This is a genomic window from Paenibacillus sp. FSL P4-0127 (assembly GCF_038007325.1).
Taxonomy (GTDB): domain Bacteria; phylum Bacillota; class Bacilli; order Paenibacillales; family Paenibacillaceae; genus Fontibacillus; species Fontibacillus macerans.
Map to the genome: position 1 here is coordinate 2408183 of NZ_JBBOWY010000001.1, position 21042 is coordinate 2429224.

At 51.2% G+C, this 21042-nt stretch carries 20 protein-coding genes; 12 read left to right on the forward strand and 8 right to left on the reverse strand.

The window, feature by feature from the left end; genetic code table 11:
- Positions 1-20 precede the first annotated feature (20 nt).
- From NYE74_RS10820 to NYE74_RS10835, 4 genes are read left to right on the forward strand one after another with little or no spacing between them, the layout of a single operon-like run.
- Positions 21-554 (forward strand): AAA family ATPase, encoded by a 534-nt coding sequence (locus NYE74_RS10820; protein ID WP_036620206.1) that lies wholly within the window; start codon positions 21-23, stop codon positions 552-554.
- 38 nt (positions 555-592) lie between these two features.
- Positions 593-1054, forward strand: coding sequence for an 8-oxo-dGTP diphosphatase (locus NYE74_RS10825; protein WP_036620208.1), 462 nt, complete (start codon positions 593-595; stop codon positions 1052-1054).
- Positions 1055-1063: 9 nt separating this feature from the next.
- Positions 1064-1525 carry a GNAT family N-acetyltransferase gene (locus NYE74_RS10830; RefSeq protein ID WP_082207692.1) on the forward strand — a complete coding sequence of 154 codons (462 nt, stop codon included), beginning with the start codon at positions 1064-1066 and terminating at the stop codon, positions 1523-1525.
- A 49-nt stretch (positions 1526-1574) separates the two neighbouring features.
- On the forward strand, positions 1575-2327 hold the full coding sequence (locus NYE74_RS10835) for a hypothetical protein (protein WP_036620210.1): 753 nt from the start codon (positions 1575-1577) through the stop codon (positions 2325-2327).
- 418 nt (positions 2328-2745) lie between these two features.
- Here the strand turns inward: NYE74_RS10835 and NYE74_RS10840 are convergent, their stop codons facing one another.
- The gene (locus NYE74_RS10840; RefSeq protein WP_036620212.1) at positions 2746-4122 is read right to left on the reverse strand and encodes a PTS transporter subunit EIIC; all 1377 of its coding nucleotides are present in this window, start codon (positions 4120-4122) and stop codon (positions 2746-2748) included.
- A gap of 252 nt (positions 4123-4374) precedes the next feature.
- Between NYE74_RS10840 and NYE74_RS10845 the strand changes: the two genes are divergently transcribed.
- Positions 4375-5574, forward strand: a complete 1200-nt coding sequence (locus tag NYE74_RS10845) for an enolase C-terminal domain-like protein (RefSeq protein ID WP_036620214.1) — start codon at positions 4375-4377, stop codon at positions 5572-5574.
- A 13-nt stretch (positions 5575-5587) separates the two neighbouring features.
- Here NYE74_RS10845 and NYE74_RS10850 read toward each other — a convergent pair whose 3' ends face one another.
- Entirely contained in the window at positions 5588-6295 is a 708-nt protein-coding gene (locus NYE74_RS10850) for a GntR family transcriptional regulator (protein WP_036620216.1), read from the reverse strand.
- 90 nt (positions 6296-6385) lie between these two features.
- On the opposite strand from NYE74_RS10850, the gene NYE74_RS10855 reads away from it, so the two are divergent.
- On the forward strand, positions 6386-6883 hold the full coding sequence (locus tag NYE74_RS10855; protein ID WP_036620218.1) for a PTS sugar transporter subunit IIA: 498 nt from the start codon (positions 6386-6388) through the stop codon (positions 6881-6883).
- An 845-nt stretch (positions 6884-7728) separates the two neighbouring features.
- Here the strand turns inward: NYE74_RS10855 and NYE74_RS10860 are convergent.
- Both NYE74_RS10860 and NYE74_RS10865 read right to left on the reverse strand, forming a co-directional pair.
- Positions 7729-9360: a response regulator transcription factor gene (locus NYE74_RS10860; protein ID WP_036620219.1), complete on the reverse strand. Its 1632-nt coding sequence runs from the start codon at positions 9358-9360 to the stop codon at positions 7729-7731.
- Entirely contained in the window at positions 9357-11105 is a 1749-nt protein-coding gene (locus NYE74_RS10865) for a sensor histidine kinase (protein WP_036620222.1), read from the reverse strand. The genes NYE74_RS10860 and NYE74_RS10865 overlap by 4 nt, the downstream gene beginning before the upstream one ends.
- A gap of 391 nt (positions 11106-11496) precedes the next feature.
- Between NYE74_RS10865 and NYE74_RS10870 the strand changes: the two genes are divergently transcribed.
- The 6 genes from NYE74_RS10870 (at position 11497) to NYE74_RS10895 (ending at position 17683) form a co-directional block, all read left to right on the forward strand.
- Positions 11497-12072 carry a pullulanase-associated domain-containing protein gene (locus NYE74_RS10870; RefSeq protein WP_316561324.1) on the forward strand — a complete coding sequence of 192 codons (576 nt, stop codon included), beginning with the start codon at positions 11497-11499 and terminating at the stop codon, positions 12070-12072.
- A gap of 27 nt (positions 12073-12099) precedes the next feature.
- Positions 12100-13272, forward strand: coding sequence for an alpha-amylase family glycosyl hydrolase (locus NYE74_RS10875; RefSeq protein WP_316561325.1), 1173 nt, complete (start codon positions 12100-12102; stop codon positions 13270-13272).
- A 172-nt stretch (positions 13273-13444) separates the two neighbouring features.
- Entirely contained in the window at positions 13445-14368 is a 924-nt protein-coding gene (locus tag NYE74_RS10880; RefSeq protein ID WP_036620224.1) for an ABC transporter permease, read from the forward strand.
- Positions 14369-14383: 15 nt separating this feature from the next.
- Positions 14384-15304 carry a carbohydrate ABC transporter permease gene (locus tag NYE74_RS10885; RefSeq protein WP_036620226.1) on the forward strand — a complete coding sequence of 307 codons (921 nt, stop codon included), beginning with the start codon at positions 14384-14386 and terminating at the stop codon, positions 15302-15304.
- 29 nt (positions 15305-15333) lie between these two features.
- Complete coding sequence (locus NYE74_RS10890; RefSeq protein ID WP_036620227.1) at positions 15334-16953, forward strand: extracellular solute-binding protein; 1620 nt, start codon at positions 15334-15336, stop codon at positions 16951-16953.
- A 295-nt stretch (positions 16954-17248) separates the two neighbouring features.
- Positions 17249-17683, forward strand: coding sequence for an NUDIX hydrolase (locus tag NYE74_RS10895; protein ID WP_227872926.1), 435 nt, complete (start codon positions 17249-17251; stop codon positions 17681-17683).
- Positions 17684-17766: 83 nt separating this feature from the next.
- Here NYE74_RS10895 and NYE74_RS10900 read toward each other — a convergent pair whose 3' ends face one another.
- From NYE74_RS10900 to NYE74_RS10915, 4 genes are read right to left on the reverse strand one after another with little or no spacing between them, the layout of a single operon-like run.
- A complete protein-coding gene (locus NYE74_RS10900; RefSeq protein WP_036620231.1) occupies positions 17767-17979 on the reverse strand; it encodes a hypothetical protein in 213 nt (70 codons plus the stop codon).
- A complete protein-coding gene (locus tag NYE74_RS10905) occupies positions 17976-19211 on the reverse strand; it encodes a glycosyltransferase family 4 protein (protein ID WP_341004789.1) in 1236 nt (411 codons plus the stop codon). The genes NYE74_RS10900 and NYE74_RS10905 overlap by 4 nt, the downstream gene beginning before the upstream one ends.
- Positions 19212-19224: 13 nt before the next feature.
- Entirely contained in the window at positions 19225-20223 is a 999-nt protein-coding gene (locus tag NYE74_RS10910; RefSeq protein ID WP_124333136.1) for a polysaccharide biosynthesis protein, read from the reverse strand.
- Positions 20224-20228: 5 nt separating this feature from the next.
- The gene (locus NYE74_RS10915; RefSeq protein ID WP_036620237.1) at positions 20229-20879 is read right to left on the reverse strand and encodes a DUF1796 family putative cysteine peptidase; all 651 of its coding nucleotides are present in this window, start codon (positions 20877-20879) and stop codon (positions 20229-20231) included.
- Positions 20880-21042 lie beyond the last annotated feature (163 nt).

The window sequence follows — 21042 nt, forward strand, 5'->3', positions numbered from 1 at the left end:
GAAATAGGGGGACGTTATATATGATAACGGAACATCCTCGGATCATTTTAATTACGGGGATTATGGCGAGCGGAAAATCGACGGTGGCTCAACTGCTTGCTGAACGGTTTGGAAAGTCGGTCCATTTACGCGGGGATATGTTTCGAAAAATGATTGTCAATAACCGCAGTGAGGTAACGCCGAACCCGGAAGAAGGTGAAATAGAACAATTGCTGCTCCGGCATAGGCTAACGGCCCAAGCTGCCGATCTTTATTTTGAAGCAGGGTTTACCGTGATTGTTCAAGATGTTATCATTGGCCCCATGCTGCAAGAGTTTATATCATTTGTCCGTAACCGTCCTTTGGATGTGGTTGTTCTTTGCCCCAATAAATCAGTTGTGGCACAAAGAGAAGCTGCGCGAACGAAGAAAGGATATGGAATTTGGACCGTAGAAGCATTAGATAACGTACTGCGGAAGGAAACTCTGCGAACCGGAATGTGGTTAGATTCCTCTAACTTAACACCCGAAGAAACCGTTGATGAAATTTTGGGAAACCTCATTTGGAAAGAATAAATTGAAAAATAAGTGATTTTGCGAGCATTCTTTAGGAGATGACGAAGTTGTCCAAAGTTGAAATGACAAATATGTGCATGATTTACGATAAAGACAAAGGCAAGGTTTTAGTACAGAATAGAGTTAAGTCATGGAAGGGGATAGCTTTTCCGGGTGGACATATCGAAGACGGCGAAAGTATTATAGATTCTACAATCAGAGAAGTTAAAGAAGAGACAGGGTTATCGATCAGTGATTTGGAGCTATGCGGAATCATTCATTGGTTTAATGATGAAACCGGCGATAAGTATCTGGTTTTTTGTTATCGAACGGAGAAATATAGCGGTGATTTATTGGCTGAAACGGAAGAAGGCCGATTAAGTTGGGTAGATGTTAAGGAGTTACCCTCGCTTCCCCTTGCGGAAGGGTTTAGAGAAAGGCTGCCCATGTTTAATGACAAGAAATATTCCGAGGGATTCGGACTATGGAATAAGGCTGCAAGTGAGATGAAATGGCAATAGAAGGAGGATATTATGGAAGTATCCATTGAAAAACTATCAGATAAATTATCCGCGCCCTATGATTTATTGTTGCTCGCAGATCCCTCTAAAGCTATAGTTGATGATTATTTATCGAGAGGTATTTGCTATACGGCTTCGTTAGAGGATGAGGTAGTTGGTGTATTCGTTATTTTGAGGACTCGGCCGGATACGATTGAAATTGTAAATATAGCAGTGAAAGAGAACTATCAAGGTCAGGGACTAGGTAAAAAAATGTTGTCGCACGCCATACAAATCGCCAAAGAGATGAACATCAAAACGGTTGAGATCGGCACGGGCAATTCAAGTGTTTCACAGCTGGCCTTGTATCAGAAGTACGGTTTTCGAATCGTTGGGGTGGATCGCGATTTTTTTGTAAGACATTATGATGAAGAGATTTATGAAAACGGGATCCAGTGCAGGGATATGATCCGTTTGCGGATGGAGATTTGATACTGGCGCTAAAATGATGTCAATAAACCTTAATGAGGAGACTTAAGATTTGAAGCCAAATGATAAATATCTGATCAAGCTTTGGATACCGGCAATTATTATCGGCTTGTTAGCCATATATAGTATTTTCGCAAGCGGAAATTTTGGTATTATCCTGATCCCCGTTGTTGTCGCGATTGTATTTATGGTACTTAAAATTAGGAGTAAAAATGGTGTGGCCAAAGCGCTTCAACATGAAGATCCATCCAGGTTAATAGACACGATCGTAAAACCATTGAAATCTTCCAATTCTCAAAAGAAAACAGCGGAATGTTTGATGGCTTACAATACGGCTATCTCATATGTATTATACGGAGAATACAAGCAGGCCGAAGACGTGATGAGCAGGGTGGATTGGGCCTCCAAAGAGCCGATGTTTCAATCATTGGACCGGAGTATTAAGAGTTTAATTCACTTGTTTAGCGGCAACATTCATTTAGGGCTGTCCGAAGCCCGTCAAGCGAGAGCTTTAGCCACGACATCAGCGTTTCCGGGGGCTCAAAAAAGTATCGATACCTATGAGGCGTACATACAAATCGGGCAAATCCTTGCCGGGATATGTCATGACGAAATGTTACATAGTTTGGAGGCAAAGCAGCAGAAGCTGCCGCTTATTCCCGCTTTGATTGTCGCATGGGGGTTAGTGAATGGATATCACGAGAGAAATGAACTGGAGCAATACCGCCGTATGGTTGAATTTTGCGAAAATAACGCGCCCCATTGTCATCCATTAAGACGTTTGGTTTCTGTAAATGGGGATTAGGGAGACACTAGTGTGCAGGTGCAACCGTAAAGCGAATCCTAACGGACTCCAGCGCCGCTATTTCGATGAAATCAACAGTTTTCAAAGTGTAACGGACACCACAGACCTTATTCGGCATTTTTGAGCACGTATCCGGCCATTTTCGAGCAAATAGCGCCTCCCCAGTCCGTTAGAAATCAGAGCGGCGATTTTTCAGGCAAATAAGGTCGCTCCTGTCCGTTAGCCTCGCCCATGCGGCCGGATCTGCCGTTTAGAGTAGCCTGTCATCCGCTCCATGGTCCACCGGGGCTAAAATGCCAAAAAACCGGACGAAGGTGTCCGGTTTTTGCATGTTAGGCGATCAAGCAACATCCGCCGCAGTCCAACTGGAGTCCAACCGCAGCCAACCGCGGCCCCACTCTCCCCGAGCCGAAATCCATTAAGCGGATTGCGCAGCAGTACCAGTACCGCTTTTTCTTAGGAGCAGGTAGCACAACGTAAATGACAAGACAATCGCAATGATCATGCCGGAGATGGCATATACGAAATATGGCCCGATGTAAGCCGGAATGCTAAAGATGCTCGAAAGTACGTATCCATACAATCTGACGCCAAAGAAACTGATAAATGCCGAAGCGACGGAACTGGCGATGATTGCTGATAGAAACGCTTTTTTATATTTTGCCAAAACCCCGAACAGGGCGGGCTCCGTGATGCCCAGCAGTCCGGAAATCGCGGCCGAGACGATAATTGACTTCTCTTTTGGCGTATTGACTTTGAAGTACACGGCGAAGGTAGCGCCTACAATGGAGAAGTTGGCCATACACATCATGGGCATCAGCATATCGTAGCCCTGGGTGGCGAAATTTTGCAGAGCGATGGGAGTCATGGCATGGTGCATCCCCGTAAATACGGCCAGCGGACGAATCGCCCCCACAACAACCCCGGCCACAATAGGCGAGATATCAAACAATCCTTGAACGACCCAAGCTAACCCGTTCCCCAAATAGATTCCGATGGGACCGATTACCGACAAGGCCAGAAAACCGGAAATAAACAGCGTCAAAGTAGGCGTAACAACCGTTTTGAGCACTTCCGGGATAAATTTGTTTACGATTTTATGAACATAACTCATCAACCATACCGCAAAAATAATCGGAATGACCGTACCTGTGTAATTAAAAACAGGGATCGGGATGAAGCCCATAAAAAGAAATTGCGATATTTCGCCGGCTTTGGCCGCGTCCACCATCGTTGGGAACATGATGGTGGCGGCGATGGCGATCGCCAAATATTCATTGGTTTTAAAAATTTTAGCTGCCGATGCCGCCAGGAAGAACGGTAAAAAGGTAAACACGCCGCTGGCCATCATGTTGATAATTTGCACGGTTTGGCTTTGATCCGATATGATCCCCAGCGCCGACAATCCGGCAAGCAGCCCTTTGATCATACCGGCCCCGGCGATCGCAGGCACGATCGGACCAAACACTCCCGATACGATATTCATAAATACCGTAACGAAATCTTGTTTCTTTCCGGCTTGTCCGGCTTCGGCGGGGTCCTTGTCGGAAATCTTTAAATCACCGGCCAGAACATTAAAATATTCGCTGACTTTGGGACCCAGCACGATCTGGAATTGATCGTTGTTAAATTGCGCGCCCAAGACGGGATCCAGCTCTTTGATTTTCTCGATGTCCACTTTGCTTTTATCTTTTAAAGTAAACCGGAGCCTGGTCATGCAATGCCAAGCGTTGTCAATATTGCCCTCCCCGCCGACCCTGGAAATGATATCCTGTACGACTTGTTCTTTACTCATGCAAAATTCTCCTGTCTGGAATAAGTTTTGGTTCCGTTTACAACCTGAATAGTAACACAAACATTCTTTGGATAAAAGCAGTCCAAAATTCAATAATTTTTCTAATAAACGTTGATTTGACAAGGTTTTTGTGATGTAAATATTAAAATTGGACTGGTTTATTTTATTTTTGAACGCTTTTTGCCGACCAAATTGATTCCCCGCTTTAAACATGTTTCAATGGACTAAGAAATTACAGAAAAGAGGAATAGCATGATCCCTTCCCTAATTACCGATGTTGAATGTTTTGTGGTTAAACCCGACCGGCATAATCTCGTAGTTGTTAAGGTAACCACGGATAGAAACATAACCGGATATGGCTGCGCGACTTTTCAACAGCGTCCCAAAGCCGTTCAAGTGATGGTAGAAGAGTACCTCAAACCCATACTAGTGGGGAAAGACGCTAATCATATTGAGGATTTATGGCATATGATGATGGTTAACGGGTATTGGCGCAATGGACCGGTCACCAATAATGCCATTTCCGGCGTGGATATGGCCTTGTGGGATATCAAGGGGAAGCTTGCCGGCATGCCTTTATACCAGCTGTTTGGCGGAAAATCCAGGGACGCGATTCCCGCTTATACGCATGCGGTTGCCGATAACATCGAAGACTTGTATATAGAGATCGACGGCCTCTTGGAACAAGGGTATAAACATATCCGCTGCCAGCTTGGCTTCTACGGAGGGAATCCGACACGTCTGCACGTCCCGGAAAATTGCACGGAAGGGTCTTATTTTGATCAAGACGAGTATATGGAAACAACGATAAAGATGTTTTCATTGCTAAGGCAAAAATACGGCAATCAGTTCCACATTTTGCATGATGTGCATGAGCGCCTTTTTCCTAACCAAGCGGTGCAATTTGCCAAAGAAGTTGAGCGGTACAAGCCTTACTTTATCGAGGACCTGTTGCCGCCCGATCAGAACGAATGGCTGAGCCAGATTCGGACGCAAACTTCAACGCCGATTGCCACCGGGGAATTGTTTAACAATCCTTTGGAATGGAAAAGCCTGATTGTCAACCGGCAGATCGATTTTCTTCGCTGCCATGTCTCGCAAATCGGCGGAATTACGCCCGCGCTGAAGCTCGGAGCCTTATGTGAGGCTTTCGGCGTCCGGATCGCTTGGCACACTCCGTCGGATATATCTCCGATTGGCGCCGCTGTCAATACGCATCTTAATATACACCTGCACAGCGCGGCCATCCAGGAAAATATTCCGATCAAGGAGCGTACGCGCAGCCTTTTTTCGCCGATTTTTGATGCCAGAGACGGTTATATCTATCCGATCGATTTGCCGGGTATCGGAGTGGATTTCAATGAACCGATGGTCGGAAAATATCCCGTCGAGTATAGAATGCATGAATGGACGCAGGCGAGAATACCGGACGGGACGATCGTGACACCTTGATGAGCGCCCGTTCTTATTGCGTTCTTCTTTTATGATGCTCATTGTTAAACGCCGTAAAATAGGTGCATCTATAATCGATGGCGACAATTTCGCTGGTTTCAAAAATTTTGCCGTTGCTTAAGATGCCGCGGCTTGAGATTTTCATGGCCGGGCTTTTTCTTTTTTGCTGCAAGAGCATGGCTTGTTCTTTATTTAGCGCGATGGCCTCGTAAGTGTTGAGATAGTGGGAGATGGTATATTTGTGCTTTAACACATACGATTGGATCGATTGTTCGGCATCCTGAGGCGTAAGGGTGGGGAACAGCGCGACCGGCAATCTGGATCTCTCAATTTGCATGGCGCGATAATTCACGATTCTTAACCTGCAGTACACCCATACTTCATCATTGCCGGTAATTCCGAAAATTTGCTGGTCTTCGGGACTGGCCGGTTGTTTTTGCAATTCGATGACTTTGGATTTTATACTAGAGTAGGGGTTTTCGGTCAAAGAATTGTAAATTAACGGACTGGTTTGCAGATTTTTATTCAAAAAAATACCCGAGCCTTGAATGACATTCACCATGCCCATGTCTTTAAGCTTTTTAATCGATTCTTGGATCGTATATCTGGAAACCTTGTATTGTGCCGCCAGTTCCCGCTCGGTTGGCAGTTTCCAATCGGGATAATAGTTCTGGTAGATTTTGCTCAGCAAATCGTTAATGACAAATTCTTTCTTGTTCATGAAGGGCTCCTCCTAAACGCATGAATCAAGGCTGTTGATTTCCCCTCAAGTATAACTCAGATTCATAGATTAGATCAGGAGGTAAAACAGATGTTTTTTAAACGCAAGAAAAAAGAGGAAAACCTGCCGTACCTGGATATTCCATCCCCTCTGCCGGGGAAAATCATACCTTTGGATCAAGTGGAGGATGAAGCTTTTTCCAGCAAAGCGATGGGCGAAGGGTTCGCCATTCTTCCCGATTCGGGCAAGGTTGCCGCTCCATTTGCGGGCAAAATCGCCCATATCATGGAGAAAAGCAAACACGCCGTTTTGCTTGAGCATGAATCCGGAGTTCAACTGTTAATTCATGTCGGCATGAATACCGTGGCGCTGAAAGGAGAGGGATTTAAAGCCCATGTAAAGAGCGGCGATCGGGTGAAAAAAGGACAGCTCCTGCTTGAGTTCGATATCGATTTGATCCGCCGGGAGGGATACTCCGTCATTACGCCCGTTGTCGTTCCCGCGGGACAAGAGGCCGTCAAGAGCATCGAACAGATTGATATCGCTCAAGGTTCGCTGGAGGAAACGGTTCTGCGGATTCATTTCTAAATTAACCCTGGAAGGGATGGGGCGGGATGAACATGGGTGAGGCTGAAAAATACCATGTGTTAGCGAGAGGAATTATCTTATCCCATAATTATTTGCTGGTTGCTCATTGTATCGGGATGGATAATAATTCTTGCCGGGAGGGCATGTTGAATTTAATTTTATTGGATTCCTATCGATGATATGGAATTACATCATCTTTTGCCCGCTCCCATCCGGAAAGTGATTAAAAACTACGCAAATCAAGTCAGAGGCCCCTACTTTGAAAGCACATTTGAAGTATAGCAAGTCAAAACCCACTCCAAGGTTTTCGAACCGAGGGTGGGTTTTTGTATTTATGAGTACAAGGAATCTGCGTAAAATATGCATTTACTTATCCGGATATGTAGCCAAACACTTGCTTAAGTGCAAATCAGTGCATTTCATTTTCTCTAAATTTTCATTCTATAGCGTTCGTGTCTTGGTATCCCTGCATGCTGCTTTGCACGATTATCCCTCTTGTTCAGGGGGGAGAGGGGGCTAATCACGGCCCAATCATTTTTCCCGGTGTCTCGCCCCATTTCTCCCGTCAGGTCTGCTTCACTTCTCCAAACCTCCTTCTCACAAACCTGTCTAACGATCTGGAACTAATGATCTCGAACATGTCTGCTGCTCCCAAACCTATTTTCTTCTCCTGAATTTACCTTCCTATCTGCTTCCGGATCAAACGGGATAATCGTGCAAAGCGTCCGGACAGCAGATATTGATCTGCCGATATTTCTTGCCACGATCGGTTACCGGCCCTCCCTGTCAAGCGGCCTTGCCCGGCTTCCTTGAAAGTACGCCGGTAGACGTTTCTTGCGCGCACATCACCCCCGCTCCGCCGCCGCTTGCAGCTCCGAACCCCGGGGCTTCTTCTTGTACTCATTTGGCGTAACCCCCACTTCTTGCTTAAACAGCTTGGAAAAATACGAGTAGTTGGCGTAGCCCACCTTGTTCGCCACCGCATAAACGGACAGATTGGTCGTTTTGAGCAGCTGCTTGGCTGCCGAAATGCGGACCTGGATGACATAGCTTCCCAGCGAAACGCCCGTTTCTTTCTTGAACAGCCGGGCCAGGTAATCCGGGTTAAGGTAGACGACTTCCGCCAGGTCGCTCCGGGTCAGCTCATCCCCGTAATGGGCGTGAATATACTGCTTGATTTCCTCGGCCACGGTTTTCGGCTCGGCGGCGAAATTGCGGTAGGCCATGGCGGTGTTGACCAAATACTTCACATATTCCTCCATGTCCTCAAGCGAGTGCAGGGATTGCGCCAGCAATTGATCATTGGCCCGCCCGGCGTACAATTTATGCGCTTCGATGCCTTTCATCTTAAGAAAAGCATACACCAGCTGCACGATATCGAGCCGGAACAAACTCAGGCTGGCGGTGTCCAGCTTCCTGTGATTCAGCCGGTCCCGGAGATACCGGGACGTTTCCTCCAGAAACGCGGCGGGATCATTTTGGTCAAGCAGCTGCTCCAAACGCGCTAAATCCGGCGGAGCATATTCCGGCCTGCTTGGCGCATAATCGCGTTCGGCCAGGTAGATTTGATTGCGGGTTTTGGCCAGATTTTCGTTCATCGCCACAAGTTGATGCAGGACCGGGCCGATACCCTCCAACTTCCCGGACAACCCAAGGCAGCAGCAAGCGTCGCATTTCAGATATTGGCCGGCCCGTTGAATCAAGCAAGCGCACAACCGCTCCAGCGCCGCCGTTTCCGGCGGCCGGTTCCATTTCAGGATGGCGATCCAGTTGTAGTCTTTGTATTCCAAAATAGTTTCGACGGAAAAACGCGGATCATCCTGCAGCAGCTCATACAGCACATTAAGCAGGGCGAAATCGAACAGCCCTTTCTCCTCCCGGCCCATGCTGCCGCTAAAGGGAAACAGCTGGATCAACACCGGCTGAAAGAGATCGGTCATACGGTAGGAGAGAGGCTGCTCCTCCATCGCCTGGGCCACGGCCGCCGGCTTGACGGGTGCGGGTACGCTTAAGCTTACCAGCTTGCGCCAGAAATACTCGACGATTTTGGCCTGGTTTTTCTGCCAGAAGTATCCCTCCTGAATCGCTTTTTCCTGGTTCTGCTGCTCCTTCGCCCGGGCCGCCGCCTTCTGAATGATCAGCATCAGCTTGTCGAACTCGATCGGCTTGAGAAAATATTCGAAGCTCTGCAGTTCGATCGCTTTTTGCGCATAGTTGAAATCGGCGTAATTGGTCAGAAAAATGGCCTGAACGGCGTATTGCTCCTCCCGGATCCACGCCAGCAGTTCCAGCCCGCTGCCCTGCGGCATTTCGATGTCGGAAATGAGAATTTGCACCGGGTGCTCTTGCAAAATTTCCCGCGCCTGGGCCACGTTGTTCGCCGTATATACGGTTTCGATGCCCAGCGCCCCCCAGTCGATTTTCTTCTCCAAGGCAGTAACGACATAATAGTCGTCGTCCACAACCAACGCGTTCATAAGGCCACACTCCTGTTCGTTCCCGCCGCCACGTTGGCCGGGAGGGATAAAATTACGCAGGCGCCGCCGTCCTCCTTGTTGAAGAACGATACTGCCGCTTGTTTATCGTAAAGGGAGTCCAGTCTCTGCAGCGTGTTCATGATCCCGATACGGGTGCCCGCCGTTTGTTCCAAGGAAACCCCGCTTTGCAATTTCTCCAGAATATCCGGCGGGAACCCGGGCCCGGTATCGGAGATGCGAATCACGAGGCGCTCTTCCCCGGCGTCCAGCTGCAGGCCGGCCGCAAGCTCGATCCGCGCTTCCGCAACCCGGGACACCGCATATTTGACCGCGTTCTCCACGAATGTCTGCAGAACGAGCGGCGGGATTTCGGTTTCCGCCAAATTTTCCTCCTGTTCGATCCGGTAGGCCAGGGCATTTTGATAACGGTGCTGCTGGATCTCGAGATAAATCCGCACATGCTCGATTTCGTCCCCCAGCTTGACGAAGTCCCCGTCGTTTTGGAAGATGTAGCGGAAATATTTCGCGGTCGACAGCGCCATCCGTTCGATTTCCTCGTGCATTTGCATTTGCGCCATGCTGTAGATGGACGTCAGGCAATTCAAGAAAAAATGCGGCTTGATCTGCAGCTTCATATAATCGAGCTGAATCCGCTGCTTTTCCAGCTCCCGTTCGTACAGGTCGATTTTGAATTTTTTGATCTGCCCGATCAGGTTTAAAAACTGCTTGTTCGCTTTCTCCAGCTCAATGATTTTGCTGCCCTGAAACTCCAGCGGTTCGCCTTCTTCTGTCCAAAACGCCAGGTTATAGGAAAAGTTTTTGATCGGCCGCAGCACCTTGTTCCGGAAATACAGCAAAATGAACCCCAGGCTGCAGGTAATGATCACGGCCAAAAGCAGGATCAACAGCTGGGCGATCATGATTTTTTCAAAGGTTCCGAACTGGATGACCAGCTTGACGTGAAAAGTAGCGTTCGTGAACTGCCCATTCACTGTCGTTCCGGCCTGGAACAGGCCCGGGGAGGAAGAGGCCTGCGGAACATCGTTCAGCACCTGGCCCCTGTTGGAAACCGGACTGGTGATGCTCTGTCCGTTCTCGGCGATCAGGGACACGAAGCCGTTCTCCCCGAGATTTATCTCGCGCAGGGGGCGGATCAGGTTATCCGCGGAAACCAGGCTGATCATGTAGCTGTCGTAATAAGGCACAATGTTCGTAATGTAAAACTTACCGTTGACCCGAACCGGCGTCCATTTGGAATAGAGCTTTTCGTAAACGTTCCGATCCTGCCTGGCGTTGGCGATAATCTGTTCCTTCAGCGCCTGGTAATCCGAATAGGAGATGCTGATCGGAGCGCAATTGAGAAAAAACGACTGCTTCTTTAAATACACGAAAAAATTGTATTCCTGTCCGTAATTTTTTTGCAGCTCGGTAAACCGTTTATGCAGATTTTCGTTCGCCTCGAAAAACTCCCGGCTGTTCATCGGGCTCGTAGTCATCGCCTTCAGGCTTTCGTCGTTGGCCAGCGTCCACCCGGTGTAGTGATTGATGTAGGCAAAGTCATGGTTGATGCGGTCCAGGTACAAGCCGGCCGTATCCTGCAAATACCGCGTGGCCTGCTGTTTGACGATCGAGATCGCGGAAATGCTGATGGCAAAGTCCAGGATAAGAACGATGAAGGAAATCAGAAACATGATGTTCACGTAATGCCGGAGCGGATACTGTTTGTTTTCCGTTGGTTTGGCCATGGCTTCCTAGTCGCCGCATCCTTTCCCGCGCTTAGCTTTTCTATGAATGCGCTTTTACGGAGGTTTAACCCTATTATAAAACCTTTGGCCGAAAAAAGAATACGTGAGTCCATGCGGTTTGCGGGAAAAGTCCGGAAAGTGCAAACGAAGGTCTGAATTGCATTATGATTTTTCCGGCCGTAACCATTTATACTGAAGGTGTCCAAAACTACTTACAACATTTGGATTCACAGGCTAAAATACACTTTCGAGGATGGGAGCAGGCGGCTTTCATTCTGAAACGGGGGATGATGCATGAAAAAGCTGAACGACATGGGGCTGGAAATTGCTGAAGATCCGTACCGAAGCGTACAACCGGTATATAGGTGCGGAATAAAAGGAGATGGTCAAAATGGCAAGACGTTTTAAGGCGTTTACGGCATCCGTAGTGGCGGTGCTTATGGCAGCGGTATTTATGGCGGGCAATTTCGCGTATATTCAGCCCGTCCGCGCGGCGAGCCTAGAGGGCGTAACGCAGGCCGCCGGCCCGGTCCCGGACGGCTCGCTGCGGGTCCACTATCAGCGCGCCGATCAGCAATACGGCCATATGGGCCTGTGGTTGTGGGGCGACGTAAAGACGCCGTCCGAGCAGGCCGGCAACTGGCCGGGCGGGGCGGCCGCTTTTGACGGCAACCAAACCACAAGCTACGGGGCTTATCTCGACATCCCGCTCAAGGATAATGCCGCTCATCTTAATTTCATCGTGGTCGACAAGACGAACGGGGTCAAGGAGGGCGGCGATAAGTACGTCGCGTTGACGGCGTCGGGGCCGAAGGAAGTATGGATCAAGGAAGGTTCGGATGAGGTGTATCTCCAGGAGCCGTCCGGGCCGCCTACCGGCGGGCCGGAAGACAGTCAGGCTAATTTTCCCGCATGGTCGCAGGATTCCGTGATTTACGAAGTCAATGTCCGGCAGTTTACGAAATAAGGCACTTTCGCGGCGTTCGAAGCGCATTTGCCGCGGCTTAAGGAGCTTGGCGCGGAGATTTTGTGGTTGATGCCGATCCACCCGATCTCGCAGGAGAAGCGGGTCGGCACGTTAGGATCGTATTATTCGGTCGCGGACTATAAGGCAGTGAATCCGGAGTTCGGGACGATGGACGATTTCCAGCACCTGGTGGACAAAGCGCACGACATGGGCTTTAAGGTGATGCTGGATTGGGTGGCCAACCACACCGGCTGGGATCACCCGTGGATACAAAATAAATCGTGGTACGTGACCGACGCCGGCGGCAACATCGTCGCTCCGGAAGGCTGGTCGGACGCCGCCGAGCTGAATTACGACAATCGCGACATGCGCGCGGCGATGATCGACGCCATGGTTTATTGGGTAAGGGAAGCGGACATCGACGGCTTCCGGGCCGATTTCGCCTCCGGCGCGCCGCAGGATTTCTGGGAGACGGCGCGGCGGGAACTGGATCGAATCAAGCCGGTTTACATGTTGGCCGAGGACGATACCCAAATTGGATTGCTGCGGCAAGCCTTCAACTCGAACTATAATATGGGGCTGTTCTACAATATCATGAAGCAGATTCCGGGCGGGGGAGTCAGCGCCGCGGATGTCAAAGCTTTTTTGGAGGCCCAGGCGAAAAAATACCCTAGAGGCGCTTACCCGATGAATTACATTACCAACCATGATGCGAACTCGTGGGAAGGCACCGCCTCCGAAATGTTCGGCGGAGCGGAGAACCTGATGGCCGCGCTTAGCTTTACCGTGCCCGGCATGCCGTTGATCTACTCAGGCCAGGAAGCGGGCCTGAACAAACGGCTGCAGTTTTTCGAAAAGGATGAGATCGACTGGAGCGATCTGTCCAAGCAGGATTTTTATAAGCGGCTGATTCAAACCAAACGGGAAAATCCGGCGCTGTGGAACGGCAATGCAGGCGGGCCGATCAAATATTTGGCGGCGGACGACGGGCAGGTGCTGGCGTTTGAGCGGGAGAAAGACGGGAACAAGGTGTTCGTGCTCCTCAACCTGTCGGGGACGGCGCGCACGGCGGCCGTTCGGGCCGGAGCTTCCGCCGGCCGCTATTATGATGTTTTCGGGCAATCTTACACGGATATCGGGGCTGAGCAGAGCTTTACGCTGGCGCCGTGGGGATATCGCATTTTCGCAAAGTCCGAATAGTGACAATAATAGTCCAGTTTACGTTATCGCCCTCTTCCGGCCGGGAGAGGGCGATTTTGTGCGAGCGCATGATCAGGCGAAAAAAAGTCCGGTTAGCGCCTGTTTCCGGTCCGGTAAACGCGCCAGGCGGGGCTTTATACTTAGGTTGTTGGAAGAGTAAGGAGGGGATGTCATGAAATCCGGTTCTCCCGGCCTGGGGCGGACGCTCGGCCGGGTCAAACGCAACGGAGGACTTTATTTGCTGCTGTTGCCCGCGTTTGTGCTTACGCTGCTGTTTGCGTACAAACCGATGTACGGGGTGCTTATCGCCTTCAAGGACTACAGTCCGGCTTTGGGGATCGGGGACAGTCCGTGGGCGGGATTCAAGCATTTCGAGAAATTTTTCAACTCGTATCAATTTTTCACGACGATTAAAAACACAATTGTGATCAGCCTGTACAGCATCGCCACGTTTCCGATTCCGATCGTGCTGGCCTTGATGGTTAACCAGATGCGCCCAAACCGGTTCCGGCGTTTTTTCCAGACGGTCTCGTACATGCCGCATTTCATCTCGACGGTCGTTATGGTCGGGCTGATGCTTATATTGCTCTCCCCAAGCACCGGGCTCGTCGGCAATCTGTACAAATTGTTCGGCGCCGAAGCGCCCGATCTGATAGGCTCGGCCGCCTGGTTCAGCAGCTTGTACGTCTGGTCGGACGTGTGGCAGCATGTCGGGTGGGACAGCATCATTTTTATCGCTGCGCTGTCCACGGTCGATCCGAGCTTGTACGAGGCGGCCACGGTCGACGGGGCCAGCCGCTGGCACAAAATCCGTTACATCGATCTTCCGATGCTGATGCCGACGGCGATTACGCTGCTGATTTTGCGGGTCGGCGGACTGCTTGGGGTCGGGTTTGAAAAGGTGTACCTGATGCAAAACGACCTGAACATTACCGCCAGCGAAATTTTGTCCACGTACATTTACAAAATCGGGCTGCTGAGCAGCCAGTACAGCTTTTCCTCGGCCGTTAACCTGTTCAACACCGTGATCAATTTCTTGCTGCTCATTCTGGTGAACCAGATCTCCAAAAAATACAGCGAGAACAGTCTTTGGTAAAGGAGGGAAAAGAACATGGAATCAGGGCATCCGGAAGCAAGTCCGGCCGCGCAGCCGGTCAACAACCGATCCTCCGACAAGGTGATGGAGGTGGCGCTGTATGTATTCGCGGTCTTGTTTCTGATCATTTTGATGTATCCGCTTTATTTTATCGTCGTCGCCTCCTTCAGCGATCCGTCCGCGGTGGCGAACGGGCAGGTGTGGTTTTATCCCAAGGGCTTCACGCTGGACGGGTACAAGGAGCTGCTGAAGCACGAAAATATTTGGATCGGCTACCGGAACACGATTTTGTATACTGTAGTTGGCACGGCCATCGGCCTGATCGTCAACGTTTCGGCGGCTTATGCGCTGTCGCGCAAAGACCTCGTTGGACGGAAATTTCTCTCTTTGTTTTTTATCTTTACGATGTTTTTCAGCGGCGGGCTGATTCCTACCTTTCTAACGGTCCGCGATTTCCACCTGTACGATACGTTTCTGGTCATGGTTCTGCCGTTTTCCGTCATCGTGTACGACATCATCGTCGCCAGGACCTTTTTTCAGTCGAGCATTCCCGAGGATTTGTGGGAGGCGGCGCAAATCGACGGCTGCGGCAACCTCCGTTATTTCGTCCAAATCGTGCTGCCGCTGTCCAAGGCGATCATCGCGGTGCTGGGACTTTGGATCGCCGTCGGCTACTGGAACTCTTATTTCAATGCCTTGATTTATTTGAAAAATCCCGACCTGCATCCGCTGCAGTTGATCCTGCGGAACATTCTGATCACGAACCAGATGCAGTCCGGCATGGGCACCGGCGAAGCCGCGCAAATCGCGCTCCGGCTGGCCAACCTGATGCGCTATTCCGTCATCATCGTCGCCACCGTGCCGATCATGTGCGTATACCCCTTCCTGCAAAAATACTTCAACCAGGGAGTCATGATCGGCGCGGTAAAAAGTTAGTACAAACCAATGATTAAGGGGGATGCTCTATGAACAAACAAGCCGGTAAATTTGCGGCGAAAAAATGGGTGCCGCTGCTGCTCGCGGCTGCGCTGGCCTTCGGACTCGCCGGCTGCGGCGGCGGCAATGCCGGGAACGCTGGCAGCTCCAAGCCGGACGCGGCGGGCAATTTCAACAAGGAAGGCCTGCCGATCGTAAACGAACCCGTAACACTTAAGGTGCTAACCATGCGCTGGGGCAATATGGGGGATACGTTCACCCAAAACCAGTGGCTCAAGGACCTGGAGACGAACACAAACGTTAAAATCGAATGGCAGGTCGTGTCCTCCAACGACTGGGGCGAACAGAAATCGATCATGCTGGCTAGCGGCTCGCTGCCGGACATCATCCTGGGCGATCAGACCTTTTCCGATTCCGATATCGTCAACAACTTAAGTTACTTCCGCCCGCTCGACGATTACATCGACCAGTACATGCCGAACCTCAAGGCGGCGATGGAGGAGACCCCGGAGCTGAAAAAAATCAGCACATTCCCGGACGGCAAAATCTACTCCCTGCCAACCCGGCTGCCTTCGCGCCCGAAAACGAAAAACCAGCCGGTGATCAACAAAGTCTGGCTCGACAAATTGGGGCTGCAGGTTCCCGATACGGTCGACGATCTTTACAACGTGCTGAAAGCGTTTAAGGAGCGGGACCCGAACGGCAACGGGAAGCAGGATGAGATTCCCTATACCGAAACCGGGCTGGCCCCGGATTTCCTGAATCCGTTCGGCATCACCGACATCAACGCCAACAGCATGCTGGTGAAGGACGGCAAACCCGTCTTTTACCCGGTCAGCGAGGAATACAAGGAAGGCCTCAAATACGCGCATAAACTGTACGCGGAGGGCTTGATCGACAAAGAGCTGTTCACCCAGGACGCCACGATGACATCGGCCAAGCAGCAAAACGCCGATGTTCCGATCGTCGGGTTTACGAACCAGTGGACGCCGGACGCGGTATTCGGCAAATGGAACGGTCAATACGCGGCCATTCCGCCGCTCGCCGGGCCGGACGGGAAACGTTACAATCCGGGCAATCCGAACGGGATGAGCTTTAACCGCAACGAACTGCTGATCACGACGTCGTGCAAATATCCGGAGGTGGCCGCCCGCTGGGCCGACCAGTTCTACACTAACGAAGCGAGCATTCAAAATTTCTGGGGCGCGATCGGCACGGTCATCCGGAAAAACGACGACGGAACCTACACGCTGATGGACCCGCCCGAAGGCACCAGCGCCGATGCCTGGTACTGGGAGCAGTCTTTGCGCGATTTCGGCCCGAAATACGTCAGCCCGTCCTTCGAGAAAAACATCGTCCTGAACCCCGAAGCCGGCGACGGTCTGAAGCTGGAGATCGACAAAATGGGCAGCGAATACGTCACTACGCCGTTCCCGAACGTCATGTATACGGCCGAGGAATTCCAGGAGCTGCCGACCCTGACGACCGATATCGACAGTTATGTGGCGGCGATGCGCGCCCAGTGGGTTACGAAAGGCGGCATCGATGAAGAATGGGAGGCTTACGTGAAGAAGCTGAACGACATGGGCCTGGACAAACTGATGAAAATCCGCACCGCCGCGTACGACCGCTATATGAACGTGAAATAAACGGCGGCGCGGCTGTAAGATTATAACGCCTTGACCTTAGAAGAGAATGATCTAAGGTCAGGGCGTTTTTCCGTGTGATGGTATCGGGAGTACCTCGAATGCTATACTGTTAAATGAAGCCGGATCTGCGGCAGTGACCGGGCGGCAGAATCCCCACGGCTTCAATATTGCGGTCGATGCCGCCAATCTATTGGATTTTTCCAAGCGGGATGGTGCATGAAAGGCTGAAGCTAGGACGGTGGTTTGTTTGCTATCCAGACTCGTTAACCTCATCCCTCGGGATTGGCTCGTTTATATGTATAAATACATGCCGTCAAAAAAATTCAAAAACTGGGTCGTTTACCGGACCCAGCATAAATTTATGGTTGCCGTCGTGGGCGTGATCACCAATGAGAAAGGGCAGGTGCTGCTGCTGAAGCACGCATACCGCGAAGATGAGCCGTGGGGCATACCGGGAGGCTGGATGGAGCTGGAGCAGCCGGAAGCCGCGCTGGTCAGGGAAATTTATGAGGAAACCCGATTCAAGCTGCAAATAACGGGACTAGCCAAGGCTATTTATGACAAGAAGCCGGCAAAAGTCGATCTCGTCTTTAGAGGAAACATCGTTGGCGGAACGTTTACTCCCAGCGTTGAAATCTCGGACTATATGTTCTGTGACCCGGGACGCTGGCCACAAGGTCTGCCGGCGCAACAAAAGAAACTGATTCTGGACATCCTCGCCCGCGATTAAATTCCCCCAAAAACAAGAAACCCCCGCCCTGAGATCAGAGCTCGCGGACGGGGGCCGCTATTGCCTTTTTTTCACTACCTGTGTCAATTGTCTTTCACATTGGCGTCCAATTCCCGCAGCGCCTGTTCCAGCACCTGGATGGTAACCGGGTCCGGAAGCCGGTAATCGCTTGGCACTGAGGATACGACTTGGTCCCAAACCTGACCGTCCACGATCACAAGTTTCTCGGTATCGCCGACCGGGCGTGCAAACCACCGGCTGTATTTGTCGCCGCTGACAAAAGAATGTTTTTTCATCCGCGTGCGCCTCCTCTGCGTTTTTGGATGGCGTATTCGTAAACCGCCAAATAATGATCGACCATCTGATTCAGGTCCCAGTGTCTGGCGGCCCATTGCTTGGCGTTCGCCCCCATGCGGAGTCGAAGCTCGTCGTTTTCCAGCAGCATTTTTAAATGATTGCCTAGAGAGTCTATGTCTCCTACCGGATATGTCAACCCCGTCTGCCCGTGGGACACCATCTCCGGCAAGCCGCCGGAATCGCTGACGATCACCGGCAACCCGGCAAGCTGCGCCTCGATGACCGATAAAGGCTGGTTGTCGAGCAGGCTCGGCTGCACGAAAATATCGGCCTGCTGCAGCATTTGCGGCACGTCCTGGCGTTTTCCCCAGAATACGACGTCGTCCTCCAGGCCCAACGCTTTGATCTGGGCGCGCAGCTTCACCTGCATATCCCCTTCGCCGACGATCCAGCACACCCAGTCGCTCCGCTGCTTCTTCAGTCCGGCGAGCGCACCGGTCAGATGATGCGGCGCCTTCAGCTCGATCAGCCGTCCCGCGAACATAATCACTTTCTTGCCTGCCGGCTTGCGAACGTCGGAGGCTTGCTTCATCCGGTGTGTAAAAGCGGCTTGATCGTAACCGTACGGATACAATCTTAGCTTTTGGGCGGGGACGTTGAAGTCCTGGATCAGCATGTTTTTGAGCCAATTGTTGGCGACGATGGTCGCTTCCGGCGAAGACGCGCCGAAATGTTCAAGCGCATGAAAATACGCTTTGGCGACGGGGGTGGTGGAGGATTTGTGAATGGTGCCGAATTGGCGCTCCACTTCTCGGGCCACGCTGCCGTGCAGCGAAGCGACCAGCGCCGCGCCGCCGGACCGGACCCGCTGGATGCAGCCGGAGGCGATGACGTCCTGGGCGTGAATGACGTCGTAACGCTCTACGTTTAAATATGCGGCAGCTAACTCGAACATGTACCGTTCTAGCTCCGTATATAAAACGAGCTGGTTCCGGTGAATGAAGGGATAAGTTTCTTTGCTCAATTTTTCCGCAAGCAGCGGACGAACTTTGCTTTTATGGAACTTGGCTTTGCCGATGATCGAGACGTTAGGGTCCCCCGGATCGCCGCCATTCCCAAGGAGATCGACTTCGTGGCCGCGGGCCTGCAGTTGTTTCTGCAGCTGCTGCATAAAAGGCCAAACGCCGCCGACGTGAGGAACGGCCCAGTAAGTGGCTAACAGGATTTTCATATTCGCAGCCTCCTCAGTTTAAAAATCCGCCGTTTCTCAGCATCTGTTCGATTTCATCCTTGGTCATCAAGCCGGAAGAGTTCGAAGAATAGGACTTCTCCTGAGCCCGGGGGTGTGCGGCATAATGCCGGGACAACTCCTTGTTGTCCGGGGAGGGGAGGACCACGAAATACCGTTTGCCGTCTTTTTCGTACAAAACCGTGTACTTCACCTCATGATCGGAAATCAAGTGCTCGTGCAGCTTCTCGCCGGGGCGGATGCCGACAACCCTAAGCTCCGTGTCCCGTTTGCCGTATTTCTCCACGATGACTTCCGCCAGGTCGGTAATTTTGCAGGCCGGCATATCCGGAAGGAAGATTTCCCCGCCGAGCCCGTCGGTTAAAGCGTCCAGCATCAGCTCCGAGGTGACGTCGCCGGTGACGAAATAACGGGTCATCGCTTTGTCGGTAATGCCGATCCAGTTGTTCTGGCGGATTTGGTCTTTGAACAGCAGCACCACACTTTCGCTCGTTCCGATCACATTGCCGCTGCGGACGGAGATAAATCTCGTATGAGTGCTGACCGAGTCGGCGTACAGCACCAGCTTTTCCCCGATCGATTTGGTGAGCCCGTAAAAATTGGACGGATTCGCGGCTTTGTCCGACGAGACGTTGATCACTTTTTTGACGTTGCCGCGGATCGCCGCCTCGATCAGGTTTTGGACGCCCAGTACGTTGGTTTTCAGCGCTTCAAGCGGCTGGTTCTGGCAAATGTCGACATGCTTCAGGGCCGCCAGGTGAAACACATAGTCGATCCCGTCGCACGCTTCGATAAGCGCGTCCTTATCGCGAATATCCCCCACTTTGAAGGTTAATGCCGGATGAGCCAATTCGCGGTGCATTTTAACCTGATGGGATTCGTTGCGGGAGTATACGATGATTTGGTCCGGTTCGTACGTCAGAAGCTTTTTCACCAGCCCGTATCCCCATGAACCGGTTCCTCCGGTCACCAAAATTTTGCTGTTTTTAATGATGTCTCTCACTGTTCTCCCCCCTCGTTCAAATTGGATACGTAACGAATTCCGTGTAAAATCTGTTTCCATTGCTGGTCATTGCCGCTCCATTTATCGAGATCGGACAGCTGAATGGCGCAGACTTTCTCGAGCGGCCAGTTGAGTTCTACGATGCCCCTTACCTGTGTGTGATTGACGAGCAGCACCCGGAAATCGTGTTTGACGGCGCGGCGCAGCGTCTTCTCCAGCAGCTTGGCTTCCTCCAAAGTGCCTTCGGTGCGCACGAACAAAATCCGCCGGCTCGTAGAGAGTTTGTGCAAAAACCGCTGGATGCGCCGGTCATATTTGGCCTTCACCTCAGGATAAGCGGCAAGGTCGGCGACCGTATTTTTGCCTGCTTCGAAATCGTGGCTGGAAATGATGGAATTCGCGTCATCCGTCACCCAGATCATCCCGGTTTCCGTTACCCCGCCTACCCGTAAATTTTCCAGCTCCATAAATCCTTTGAACCTGGTGTCGATCAGCCGGCAGACATCGTCAAGATTCGGCGAAGCCACCCAGTCGAATACGCCGGCGTAGGGACGGAGATTGTTTTTCTCGAGCTGCAGCGAAGACAAACATAGGTCTCCCAAGCTGAAAACCGCATCGTAGCCGCCTTTTAAATCTGCCAGTTTCATCTCTTCATCTCCTTTCCTTGTTTCGTGAATTCTGCTCCTGCCAACCTGCTTTTCTATGAATCTGTTTCCCGCTCTATCACGCTCACCTCGCTCTATCGTTTTCTGATACTATGAAATGCAAGATTCTCTGCATCTGCTTGGGTGCTCATATGAACTTTTAAAA